6 protein-coding genes are annotated in these 10,070 nt (G+C 44.1%); all 6 read left to right on the top strand.

Annotated features, from left to right (window positions below; translation table 11 throughout):
- Positions 1–252 precede the first annotated feature (252 nt).
- The 6 genes from KKI13_02645 (at position 253) to mnmE (ending at position 10,056) form a co-directional block, all read left to right on the top strand.
- Positions 253–642: a PilZ domain-containing protein gene (locus tag KKI13_02645; protein MBU4487950.1), complete on the top strand. Its 390-nt coding sequence runs from the start codon at positions 253–255 to the stop codon at positions 640–642.
- Between the two features lie 207 nt (positions 643–849).
- Positions 850–4,413, top strand: a complete 3,564-nt coding sequence (locus KKI13_02640) for a TSCPD domain-containing protein (GenBank protein MBU4487949.1) — start codon at positions 850–852, stop codon at positions 4,411–4,413.
- 20 nt (positions 4,414–4,433) lie between these two features.
- Positions 4,434–5,717: a 2,3-bisphosphoglycerate-independent phosphoglycerate mutase gene (gene apgM, locus KKI13_02635; protein MBU4487948.1), complete on the top strand. Its 1,284-nt coding sequence runs from the start codon at positions 4,434–4,436 to the stop codon at positions 5,715–5,717.
- 16 nt (positions 5,718–5,733) lie between these two features.
- A complete protein-coding gene (purH, locus tag KKI13_02630; protein MBU4487947.1) occupies positions 5,734–7,308 on the top strand; it encodes a bifunctional phosphoribosylaminoimidazolecarboxamide formyltransferase/IMP cyclohydrolase in 1,575 nt (524 codons plus the stop codon).
- A 41-nt stretch (positions 7,309–7,349) separates the two neighbouring features.
- Positions 7,350–8,666, top strand: coding sequence for a bifunctional folylpolyglutamate synthase/dihydrofolate synthase (locus tag KKI13_02625; protein MBU4487946.1), 1,317 nt, complete (start codon positions 7,350–7,352; stop codon positions 8,664–8,666).
- Position 8,667: 1 nt separating this feature from the next.
- Positions 8,668–10,056 carry a tRNA uridine-5-carboxymethylaminomethyl(34) synthesis GTPase MnmE gene (mnmE, locus tag KKI13_02620; protein ID MBU4487945.1) on the top strand — a complete coding sequence of 463 codons (1,389 nt, stop codon included), beginning with the start codon at positions 8,668–8,670 and terminating at the stop codon, positions 10,054–10,056.
- Positions 10,057–10,070: the final 14 nt, after the last annotated feature.

The raw sequence follows: 10,070 nt of genomic DNA, 5'->3' as shown, positions 1-10,070 counted from the left end.
TGCAAATAAAAAAATACCGCATTCCTACACTTAATAGGACTAAATGCGGTATTTTTTGCTGCATGTACTAGCTTTTTCTGAAAAACACATATTCTTCGACTCGAAATTAATTAAAAAACTTAAATATAGGTTATAGTAAAGCCCGGATTTTGTCAAGGAAATTGTTGAAGTTTTTTTATTTCTCAAAACCACAAATTTTTTTTGATTTTATTCGCGTTATGTGTATAATATTAGATGTACTTCGAAAATAAAATGAACTATAAAAGAGATGATAGAAGAAAATTCATAAGATTTAATTTTGACGCAAATGTCAAATTTAGATTTTTTGATCCTATAGATGAAAATATAAAGGGGAAGGCGAAAAATCTATCCGCTGAAGGATTATGCATAGTAACCGATAAGGAAATCCCGCGCGATAAAGACGTAGAGTTAGACATATATCTTCCGGGTAGAAAAAAACCTGCCAGGATCCACGGCAGTGTCATATGGACCCATAAAATAAAGAATCTCGGCAAAAAAACCGGGACCCGTTTTGAGGCCGGCATAAAATTATATAATATAGATAAGGATGACGAAAATTCTCTCCTCCGGTATTATTGCGAGCGGATGACAGATAACCTTATTAAATATATTCATCTTTAAAATGAAAAAGACCCTCGCCGAGAATACCACAACAAATAGATATACCGTAGTGCTATATCCACAATATATAGTATTAACCTTGACATACCATATTTTATATGGTATATTTTTTTGTCTCTATTTTTTATTATTAACCTGTGGTCCCTCGCTACGCTCGGGGCCAATTCCCACACACCGTTACGGTGCGTGGTCATTGTGAGGTGTTAAATGGATGAAGTTTTTAAGTTAAGTATATCGGAAAACGCCCAAAAAGTCCTTGAAAAAAGATACCTCAAAAAGGACGCGCGCGGCGAAGTCATAGAAACGACTGCCCAGATGTTCAGAAGGGTCGCGCGTAATATTGCCCAGGCGGACGCAAATTATGATAAAAAGGCCGATATAAAAAAGACCGAGGAAGAGTTCTATTCCGTTACGTCAAAGCTGGAATTTCTGCCTAACTCACCCACTCTGATGAATGCTGGCAAAGAATTACAGCAGCTCTCGGCGTGTTTTGTTTTGCCGATAAGGGATTCCATGGAGGGTATATTCGAGAGTTTAAAGTCAGCAGCTCTAATACATAAATCTGGAGGGGGAACGGGATTCTCTTTTTCTAATCTGAGGGGCAAAAATAGCGTCGTAAGGTCAACCGGAGGCGTAGCGAGCGGGCCGGTATCTTTCATGAAGGTATTTGACGCCGCGACGCAGGCGGTAAAGCAGGGTGGCACGCGCCGCGGAGCCAATATGGGCATACTTAACGTTGATCATCCCGACATCTTGGAATTTATCACCTGCAAAGAAAATAATAAGGACATAACAAATTTTAATATCTCCATTATGATTACGAATGACTTTATGAAAAAAGTAGAAGCGGGCCAAAAATATTCTCTTATAGACCCGCATACAAAAAGGCCTGTTCAGGAGCTTGACGCCAGAGAGGTCTTTGAACTGATTGTCAAGATGGCATGGAAAAACGGTGAGCCCGGCATAATCTTCGGCGACAGGATAAACAGGGACAACCCCACGCCCAAAGTAGGCGCCATAGAATCCACTAATCCGTGCGTTATTGGTGATACGCTGGTTTCGACAGAAAAGGGCCTGGTAAAGATGAAGGACCTTGTCGAAAATTATGCCGAAGGTGGTATACGCATATTTACTGATGACAGGGCGATGGACATTCTTTACGGCGGGCAAGAGGAAGGCAGCGTGGCAACGCTAACAAAATTAGGGCTTTCCTTGAATACAATTTCCAAAGCTTTTAAAACAGGCGTAAAACCTGTGATGAGACTTGTAACCGAATCCGGTTATGAATTGATAGCAACTGCCGAACATAAAGTTATAACTCCGGAAGGTAGGGTGAAGGTGAAGGATTTAAAGTTGGCAAAACACAAGATACTCATTCAACCGGACGAAGGTAAATTTAATGAAAATCCGATGCTTCCATTTATGACCCAAAATGAATATATAGGCGAAAATGGAAAAACTTATAAACTTAATCTTCCGTGGCAATGGAGCAAGGAATTAGGCCATGTGCTGGGATGGCTTATAGGGGACGGCTGGCTGAGAGACGGGGATGAAAATTGCCGTATAGGCTTTACATTTAGTCAGGACGATAAAGGGGTTCTTGAATATCTAAAACCTATTATAAATAACTTTTATGGATTCGATATAAAAGAGGTGCTTCGGGAAAACAATGTGTACCACCTTTCATACCACAGCAAATATTTTGTAGAATTCTTTAAAAATCTCGGCGTGAAAGCCTGGAACAGTGGCACAAAAGAAGTGCCATCTTCAATATTTACCGCTACAAAAGAGGCAGTTATAGGATTTTTACAAGGTATATTTAGTGCAGATGGTACAACTAGAGATAACCCCAAGAGTGCAAGTGATTGGGTAGCTTTAAGTTCGAAAAGTAAAAAACTTCTGCAGGATGTTCAGATTCTTCTCTTGAATTTAGGAATAAAAAGTACTATTTTTGATCGATCGAGGGCGCCAAGAATTATGTTCCCATATACTGATAAGACCGGCAAGAAGAGAACATATAAATGTGATGGTATATTATATGAATTAGGAATCTTTGGGGAGAGTTTAGATAAGTTTAAAGAAAAAATATCTTTTCTTCAAGAACAAAAGATGCGAAGATTAGAAAGATTCAGATTCAGGAAAAGAAAGCCTCAAAAATTTGTTGAAGCAATAAAGAAAATCGAATATCTAGGAAAAAAAGAAGTTTATAATTTAACCGAACCGATGACAAGTTCTATGATTGTCAATGGAATTGTGACAGCACAATGCGGTGAACAGCCCCTTTTGCCATACGAAAGCTGCAATCTCGGCTCCATAAATCTTTCGCTTATGATAAAAGACGGCGGAGTTGACTGGGATAAGATGGCTAAGACAATAAAGACAGCGGTTCACTTCCTTGACAATGTCATAGATATGAATAAATTCCCGCTGGCGATAATAAGGGAAAAGACATGCGAAAATAGGAAGATAGGGTTGGGCGTCATGGGGTTTGCCGACATGCTCATAAGGATGGGTATACCGTATGATTCGGACGAAGCTCTTGAGAAGGGCGAAGAGGTAATGAAGTTTATTTTGGAACACGGTACGAGGGCCTCGGAAGAACTGGTCGACAAAAGAGGGGCATTCCCTAATTTTGAAAAGAGCATATATCATGAAAAAGGAAAGCGCCGGTTAAGAAATGCAACTATTACTACCATTGCCCCTGCGGGGACTTTAAGTATAATCGCAAACTGCTCGAGCGGCATAGAGCCGATATTTGCGGTCTCCTATATAAGGAATGTAATGGACAATCACGAAATGGTGGAAGTGCATCCTATATTTCTGGAAATAGCCCAAAAGAGAGGCTTCTATTCCTCCGAACTTATGAAGAACATTGCCGAGGAAGGCAGTCTGCAGAAATTTGAGGAGATTCCGGATGACGTGAAGAGGCTTTTCCGCACAGCGCTTGAAGTATCGCCGGAATATCACATAAAGATGCAGGGCGCATTCCAAAAATATACTCATAACGCCGTTTCAAAGACGATAAACTTTCCGCATTCGGCCACCATAGATGACATAAGAAACGCCTATATGATGGCTTACCAAAACGGCTGTAAAGGTACAACCCTTTACAGAGATAAGAGCCGCGAAGAACAGGTACTTAATATAGGGAAGGTCAATAAAGAAAAAGCCGGCACGCCCGCAGAGGAAAAAGCGCCAAGCGGCGTAAGTTTAAAACCGAAACCGCGGGGCATGGTTACTTATGGAACCACTACCAAAATAAGCACCGGATGCGGTAATTTATATGTTACGATGAATAATGACGGACTGGGGAAACCCTTCGAAGTATTTATGCAGATGGGAAAGGCCGGCGGCTGCGCCATGAGCCAGCTGGAGGCAATAGGCCGTCTCGCGTCTTTGGCGCTCAGAAGCGGCGTAAACGTAAGTTCCATAGTGGATCAATTGAGGGGAATAAGGTGCCCTTCGCCGAGCTGGGAAAAAGGCGGCGGCAGGATATTTTCATGCAGTGACGCGATAGCGCGCGTTGTAGAAAGGCGTATGTCAGAAGTTAAGGATCCGGAAAAGGATCTACTGAAGACGAATGCGGAGGAAAATAGCCCCGTAGATTTTTCGATGGACGTAGAAAGCTCCGGCGAAAAAGAATCCGCCACATCCACTAAGACAAAGGAAAAGACAGGGAGCGTGGTAGGCGTTTGTCCGGACTGCGGAGGCGCCCTAAGGCATCTGGAAGGCTGCCAGACCTGCGCCGCTTGCGGCTATTCGAAATGCTAAGTGAGTAGAGGGAGTATATTGTGAAAAAGTTATTGTATGTTATTTTAGACGGACTGGGAGATCTCCCCATAAAAGAACTCGGCAATAAAACGCCTCTTGAGGCAGCCGAGGTGCCAAACATGGATAAACTGGCTTCCCGGGGCAAGCAGGGCTTTGTCTATACTGTAGGAGAAGGCATAGCGCCCGAATCGGATATAGGCGTCATAAGCATTCTCGGATACGATGCCCATAAATATTATACGGGCCGCGGGCCGCTTGAGTCTTATGCCGAGGGTCTGGAAGTCAAAGACGGCGACCTTGCATACCGGGTCAACTTTGCGACAAAAGATGCTTCGAGCGACAGAATAATCGACAGGCGCGTAGGGAGAAATCTTACAACCGAAGAAGCTACAGAATTAGCCAAAGAAATAAACCAAAAAGTAAAATTGACATCTGCACCTGCCTCATTTGTCTTTAGAAACACTATAGGCCATAGGGGCGTCTTGGTTATAAAAGCAAAAGACGGCAAATTATCCGCCGAGGTTACTAATACGGATCCTGCTTACGGTAAAGAGGGTGTTTTCGGAGTCGCTAAGGAGAAATTTGAAAATATCGCGTTAAAATGCGAGCCGACGCCGGAATATAAAGATTCCAAAGAAGCGCAGCGAGCGGCGCTCTTGACTAATGAATTTGTTCAAAAGAGCACAGCTGCATTAAGCGATTCCCCCGTCAATAAGAAAAGAGCAGGCGAGGGTAAGATGGTCGGCAATTTAATTTTAACGCGTGATGCCGGCGACCACCTGCCCAAATTTCCTGATATATGCAAAAAATATAACAAAAAATTTGGTTGTTTTGTCGAGATGCCGGTAGAAAGAGGCATAGCGCTTCTTACGGGTATGGAGATAGTAGCCCTGCCGCTTCCATCGGGAGACCTTGAGAAAGATTATATATTGCGCTCAAAAAAGGCCCTCGATGTGCTCAAGGATTTTGATTGCCTTTACATTCACATAAAAGGGCCGGACGAACCGGCGCACGACGGCAATTTCAAAAAGAAACTGGAGTCAATAGAACTTATAGACAAATATTTTTTCGGCGAAATCCTACCTAAACTTGACATGGCAAACACTGTCATAGCTATTACGGCAGACCACTCTACGCCTTGCGCCATGAAGGCGCATTCGGCAGACCCTGTGCCTTTACTGGTTACGGGCGGCGGGGTCGCGCCCGACGGCTTGAAGGCTTTCGGCGAAAGTGAGTCAAAGAAGGGATCTCTCGGTAAGCTCATAGGCCCGGAAATCGTGCCGTATTTAATGAAACTTCTTTAAAAAAAGGATTTTCTTAATGAAAGTGAAGAGAGCGCTTATAAGCGTTTCTGATAAGACAGGCCTTGAGGATCTGGTAAAAACACTTGCCGGAATGGGCGTCGAGATACTCTCTACAGGCGGCACGGCAAAATTTATACGTTCACTCGGCGTAAAGGTTGCGGAAGTATCCGACTATACGGGGTCTCCCGAGATAATGGACGGAAGGGTCAAGACACTCCATCCAAAAATTCACGGAGCCCTTCTTGCGTTACGCGACAATAGAGAGCACATGGCGGAGGCCAAGAAGCACGGTATTATTCCGATAGATATGGTTGTAGTCAATTTATACCCCTTCGCTAAAACAGTTGCCCAAAAAACCGTAAAGTTGGAAGAGGCCGTCGAGAATATAGACATTGGCGGCCCATCGATGCTGAGGAGCGCGGCGAAAAATTTTGTGAGCGTTGCGGTTCTTTCTGATCCGACGGATTACCCGGAAGTTATAGAAGAACTGAAAAGAACTAGCGGATCTTTGAGTGAAGAATCGCTTTCAAAACTTGCAGCCAAGACTTTTAAAAGGACATCCGAATACGATTCGCTTATATCCGGCTACCTAAGTGGAATCAGTGCCGGCGCCTCCGGTGCGAAACAAAGCGTTTTTCCCGATAAGCTGGCGCTGGAATTTGAGAAAATAGAAGACCTGCGCTACGGCGAAAATCCGCACCAGAAAGCCGCATTTTACAGAAATTCAGAAAAATCAAGCGCGGCATCGCTTACAAAAGCGAAAAAGCTTCATGGCAAAGACCTCTCTTTTAATAATATCATGGATCTTGATGCTGCCCTGGATATTGTATCCGAGTTTGACGAACCCGCCGCATGCATAATAAAACACGCTACGCCCTGCGGCGTTGCGCTGGGAAAAGATCTGAAAAGTGCCTTCCAAGACGCCCTCGATTGCGATAAATTGAGCGCCTTCGGCGGAATCATCGGGCTCAATAAGGCGCTAGATGAAAAGACAGCCATAGCTATAGCAGAGGCCGGGTTTATAGAATGCATAATAGCGCCGTCTTACGACAAAAAAGGGCTCGAAGCGCTTACTAAAAAGAAGAACCTGCGCCTTATGGAAGCGGGCGATATTAAAAGTGCCGCCTCAGGGCGCGAATACAATTTCAAAAAACTGCGCGGCGGAGCGCTTTTTCAGGAAGTCGACGCACAAGACGCAGCTAAAAAAGACTTGAAGTGCGTAACGAAAAAACGCCCGACAACCGATGAACTTGATTCGCTGTACTTCGCGTGGAAAGTGGTAAAGCACGTAAAGTCTAACGCTATAGTCATCTCGCGTGATAAAAAGACCGTCGGGATAGGCGCGGGCCAGACATCGCGGATTGACTCTGTTATTATAGCAATAAATAAAGCCGGCGAAAGAGCGAGGAATGCTGTACTTGCCAGCGAGGCCTTCTTTCCGAAGGCGGATTCCATAGAAGCCGCCGCCAAGGCCGGTATATGCGCCATAATTCAACCGGGCGGTTCAATAGCCGACCAGGAGATCATAGATGCCGCCGATAAGTTCGGCATAAGCATGGTCTTTACGCTCATCAGACACTTTTCCGCCTGAGGCGGACCCGCCTCTGGCGGGAAACACTAATCCCATAGAAAATGACTTACCACGAAGCCCTCAAATACCTCGATTCCCTTATCGATTACGAGAAGGCAAACGATTTCGATTATAAAAGATCGTTTAAACTCGATAGGATGAAGTCTCTTTCATCTCGCTTAGGCAATCCCCACGAAGGTATAAAAGCGGTTCATGTTGCGGGTACTAAGGCTAAGGGCTCCGTTTCATCTTTTATAAATTCTATTTTGATAAAGGCCGGATATAAAACAGGCATGTATACTTCACCGCACCTTATATCTTTCCGGGAGAGGATCAGGGTGGACGGTGAGCCGATTTCCGAAGATAACTTAGCGAGGCTTGTTGCGAAAATATATCCGCATGCGGAAGATATGGCCAAAAAAAACGAGCGCCCCACTTATTTTGAGGTATGCACGGCAATCGCTTTTTTATATTTCAAAGAGCGGGGCGTAGATTTTATGGTGCTTGAAGTGGGAATGGGCGGGAGATTGGATTCTACCAATATAGTGAGGCCGCTTGTTTCGGTGATAACGCCTATAAGTTATGACCACGTGCAACATCTGGGGCCTACGATGCGGGATATAGCTTCGGAAAAATGCGGTATAATAAAAGAAAAGTCGGTGGTCGTAAGTTCGCCGCAGAATAATGAAGCCTTTGAGGTAATAAAAAGCACTGTCGAAAAAACGCGCTCGAAATTTTATCTGGTAGGTAAAGACGCAGCTTTTCAAAAGATCTATTCAGGCACAGAGCGGCAAATTTTCAATCTTTTGACAAAAGAAGGCGAATATCCGAGGGTAGAGATCCGATTGTTGGGTGAATTTCAGATAGAAAATGCCGTTTCAGCGGTTTTGGCGGTAGAGGCCCTGAGGCATTACGAAATATTTGTGGATAAAGTAGCGATTATGGCGGGGCTTCGGAGCGCAAGATGGCCCGGACGTTTTGAAATATTGAGAAAAAACCCTTTGATTGTGGTAGACGGAGCGCAGAACGGCCAAAGCGCTTTTATCCTGAAGAAAGCGGTAGAGACGAACCTTAAGTATAAAAAATTATTTTTGATTCTTGGCACGATGTGCGACAAGGATATAGAAAATATCTGCAGGGAATTGAGCGGAATAGCCGATTATGTCATCGCGACGAAATCAAAATCCGGTAGGGCATTATCCCCGCAATTTCTGAAGGAGAGGTTCCTCCATTATAAAAATATAGATGCCGAAACTAGTGATTCGGTTCGCGATGCGATAGACAAAGCTCTCCGGCTTGCCGGTAAGGATGACGCACTTCTTATTACTGGTTCTCTTTATGTGGTTGGCGAGGCGATGGAGGCTTTGAGAAAAGATTAATATGGTGATACATTTACACGAAGATACAATTGCGGCGGTTTCGACTCCTGCGGGCGAAGGCGGTATAGGCATAGTCCGGTTAAGCGGGTGTAGTGCCGTTAAAATAGCCAGAGAAATCTTTATCCTGCCCAAAGGAAAAGGGCTCGTCAAATTTAAGAGCCGCGTACTTAATTATGGATATATAATTGACGGTAAAAAAAAGATAGACGAAGTGCTTTTGGCGGTTATGAAAGCCCCCGGAACATATACGCGGGAAGATATCGTAGAAATAAATTGCCACGGCGGCATAACAGCGCTTAGAAAAGTTCTCGAGCTTACACTTAAACATGGCGCGAGGCCGGCAGAGCCCGGCGAGTTTACCAAGAGGGCGTTCTTAAAGGGCCGCCTCGATTTAAGCCAGGCGGAAGCGGTACTTGATATAATAGAGGCCAAGACCGAGGCGGGATTAAGAGTTTCCCTGAATCAGCTGGAAGGAGAGCTGTCGAGGGAGGTTAAGTTCGCAAGAAAATCCATTATGGAAATATGCGCAGACATGGAGGCCTCGATGGATTTTCCGGAAGAGGACATAACACCTAAAACTAAAAAGGCATGGATTAGCGGCGTGAAGGACTCCAGAAGAAGATTGGAAAAATTATTGAGCACTTATCACGACGGCGCTATTCTGAAAGAAGGCATAGTAGCGGTAATATGCGGCAGGCCTAACGTAGGAAAATCGAGCCTCTTAAACGTCCTCCTTAGAAAAAATAAAGCCATTGTTACTCATTTGCCGGGCACAACAAGGGATCCCATCGAAGAGATGGCAAGCATAAAAGGTATACCTATGCGGCTGGTTGATACGGCCGGCATAAGAAAAGAGAAGGGCATTATAGAAAAAGAAGGAATAAAGAGAAGCCATTTATATCTACGAAGGGCAGACCTTATCTTATGCGTTTTGGACGGAAGCGAAAGATTAAAAAAAGAAGACAGAGAAATACTGGGTAAGATAAGGCCGGCGAATACCATAACAGTAATTAATAAATGCGACCTTAAAATCCGGCTGAATACCAAGGATATCACGAAGATGGTAAAAGCGAGAGATGTCGTTCGGGTATCGTGCCTCACTAAGATTGGTATTGATAAATTGGAGGATAGAATATATAATAAAGTCTGGAGTGGCAAGGTGCATACGTCCAATGAAGCGATGGTAAACAATATACGCCATAAGGCGGCTATAGAAGATGCCGTCCGGCAACTGTCGCAAGCCGAAGATAGCATTGAGAAAGAATTATCTCTTGAATTTCCGGCGTCAGATCTGAAAGAAAGCGCTTCTTCCCTTGGCGGAATAACAGGAGAAGAGTACGCGGAGGATCTATTAAACATTATATTTTCCAAATTCTGTATCGGAAAATAAGAAAAATGTAATAC

Source organism: Candidatus Omnitrophota bacterium (assembly GCA_018894435.1).
Classification (GTDB): domain Bacteria; phylum Omnitrophota; class Gorgyraeia; order JAHIPI01; family JAHIPI01; genus JAHIPI01.
Note: the sequence above shows the minus strand (reverse complement) of the source record. Positions and strands in the feature narration are given on the sequence as shown.

What these genes read in the sequence shown, in the direction of transcription:
- KKI13_02640 (MBU4487949.1), top strand. Translation starts at nt 850, where the DNA reads ATGGATGAAGTTTTTAAGTTAAGTATATCGGAAAACGCCCAAAAAGTC.
- KKI13_02625 (MBU4487946.1), top strand. Translation starts at nt 7,350, where the DNA reads ATGACTTACCACGAAGCCCTCAAATACCTCGATTCCCTTATCGATTAC.
- KKI13_02645 (MBU4487950.1), top strand. Translation starts at nt 253, where the DNA reads ATGAACTATAAAAGAGATGATAGAAGAAAATTCATAAGATTTAATTTT.
- purH (MBU4487947.1), top strand. Translation starts at nt 5,734, where the DNA reads ATGAAAGTGAAGAGAGCGCTTATAAGCGTTTCTGATAAGACAGGCCTT.
- mnmE (MBU4487945.1), top strand. Translation starts at nt 8,668, where the DNA reads ATGGTGATACATTTACACGAAGATACAATTGCGGCGGTTTCGACTCCT.